Raw genomic sequence first — 2,439 nt, forward strand, 5'->3', positions numbered from 1 at the left:
CCTCCGACAAAGCTCAAAATCGGCAACCGAATGGCGCGGACGCCATCCAGCCGGGCAAATAATTCCCCGTAAGCCTTCCAGGTCGGTATGGGCTTATCCGGATAGCGCCGGCCATGCGGCATGTTGCCAAGGTTTTGAGCGCTCCGGAAACATCCCACCCACCTTGCAGCAGCTTAAGAGTTCTAGGCAGCGTAACTGCGAAGCGATGTACCAAAAAAGACCGCATCACCTACGGCCTCACTAACTACTATTTTTTACTGTCAGCCAAACGACTAGCACGATTATTCAAAATCGTCATTGCTGTCGTTAAAAAATATTGGGCATAAGCCATGCCATTTTCTCTGTCCATTGGCGTCACCACTTTTCTCGCCCTGTACAACACAATATCGGTATCAGTTGGAGCTAAGCGAATAAATTCATTATATGTATCGTCCGTAAAGAAATCTTGCAAGTAATTTTGTTCCACAAATTGACGCCATTGACCATTAAACCGCTTGAAATAAGCTAGACTCTTGTTGGTCGTGAAGACCGGTTCCGTAACCACTGCATTCGGTCCACCAAACACTTGATCATGGACCGCTTGGTAGAACAAATCCGGAAAATCATGATAGGCGGCTGATGCCCCTTTAGCGGTATTCATATTCGTATGACGATGCCATTTATCATCGGGCAACGGCAAAAAATTGGCTAATGAATGATATAGCTTTTGAAATTCCGTAAACTGTCTCTTCAGGTCATCCGTAATTAGTTCGGATGACTGGATTGCCTGTAATCTTGCGAAACTACCCTGCGGCATATCTGCCGTCATGACAAGTCGTAAAACACTACCGGCGATTGTATTAAAAGATATCGTCGTGTCACCACGATAAATTGCTTTACCAGCCGTACTATAGTCGGTACAGTTCGGTGATAATGTATTTTCCCAATATTTTGCATAAAACTTGCGTGACTTGCCAGCACTGTCTGGATCAGTTGAGTACTTATCACCAATGACTTCCGATGTAAAAAATAATTTATCCGTCATAACTATAATCTCCTTACCAAATAGCTTAACACATCGTAAATCGGTGAGTTCTTAAGTTGTGCATTTCCATCATTAATATCTCTTATATAACCTACAAATAAAAACGACGGCTGAATCTCTATTGGAAATTCGTCGTCGTTTGATTTGTTTATGTGTTTACTTGTTCAATACCGGTTCCGGTTGCTCGTCTTCGGCGGCGTGAATGTCGGCATCCAATTCCGACATATTGACTGCTTCATGCGCTCGGAATGATGCGTCATTAATAGGCAAGTGCAACTGGAAATCATCGAATATCGTTAATTCGCCGGTTAATTCTGCAGCGCTAAATTCCAAGACATGGCCCGCAAATTGGCGATCATCGCTAATAAAGTGCACGTGCCAACCAGCTGACGTGGCACCTTGATACAATTCTGGGGAATAGTAGCCGACTAACGTTCCCGCGACGTGTGCCCGTTCAAACGTTGGCTGATTCTTAGTTAATTCGAGTAACGATGGGAATGGCTCATTCGCCTTTGGTGCGACGCGAACTAAAACTTGGTCCATCACACCATGTAAGACAATCGCTGAGAAGTTATTCGCCAAATGACGCTTCTCAATTAAATCAATATTAGCCATCGTTACATCAGATAGCGTGATTCGATCTGTCACATCGCGCCCGTCATGCACCGTTGAAAATGGTGTTGTGGCCGTTAAATCGGTAATGTGATTTACAGTCCCAGTTGCGTCAGCTTGATAAACCTCACCATCCAGGATTACCACTTCACCATCGACGCCATGTAAGGTGCCGATTCCCGTGTCACCGTTCTTTAGTAACTCACTAAGCGGCATTGTACCGCCTAGTTGACCAGCTATTAATGCTTCTAATGTGCCATGTTGATAAACAGTTGTCATTTCTACAACCCCCTCATCTTTATCTTCGATGATTATTATAATCCTGAAACCTGAACATAACTGAAAATTAGTCTTTACAAAAAAACGGTGCCAATCAACTGATTAGCACCCGTTATTATTATTGGATCTTTTTGAACGTTTGTGATTCACGTAGAACCGGTAGCTGACGCAATTGTACGCCGGCAACCTTCAACAAATCTGTTTCAGGACCGTTTAGAATGTAAACAGCGTCCAAATCAGCTGAGTTCTTCTTATCCACAAATGTCTGTGTACCAGCACCGGCCGCTGAAGCTTGTAACTTAACGGCTGATAGCTTAATACGCTTATATTCTTCACCACGAATGGCGATAATATCAAAGCTCTTAATTTCAGTTTGGCTGACCAGTTGTACGAACAGCAATTCATCACTGCCATCCTTCACCGGATAAGCTTCCACCGTCTTACGCAATGTCTTGGTCGTTAGCTTAGATTCAGCCGTCGCAAAGCGCTTCGCCAAACCACGCTTAGAAACCATAACAATTTCC

General features: G+C 44.0%; 3 protein-coding genes. All 3 read right to left on the bottom strand.

Annotation, left to right across the window (positions count from 1 at the left end; translation table 11 throughout):
* Positions 1-247: 247 nt before the first annotated feature.
* Complete coding sequence (locus WEIDD23_RS11245; RefSeq protein WP_010369686.1) at positions 248-1,024, bottom strand: DUF6994 family protein; 777 nt, start codon at positions 1,022-1,024, stop codon at positions 248-250.
* A 156-nt stretch (positions 1,025-1,180) separates the two neighbouring features.
* A complete protein-coding gene (budA, locus tag WEIDD23_RS11250) occupies positions 1,181-1,915 on the bottom strand; it encodes an acetolactate decarboxylase (RefSeq protein ID WP_010369689.1) in 735 nt (244 codons plus the stop codon).
* A gap of 118 nt (positions 1,916-2,033) precedes the next feature.
* Positions 2,034-2,439 (bottom strand): hypothetical protein (locus tag WEIDD23_RS13225; protein WP_207644214.1); only part of this gene is annotated, 406 nt, incomplete at its 5' end.

The organism is Weissella sp. DD23 (genome assembly GCF_001579105.1).
GTDB lineage: Bacteria > Bacillota > Bacilli > Lactobacillales > Lactobacillaceae > Weissella > Weissella cibaria.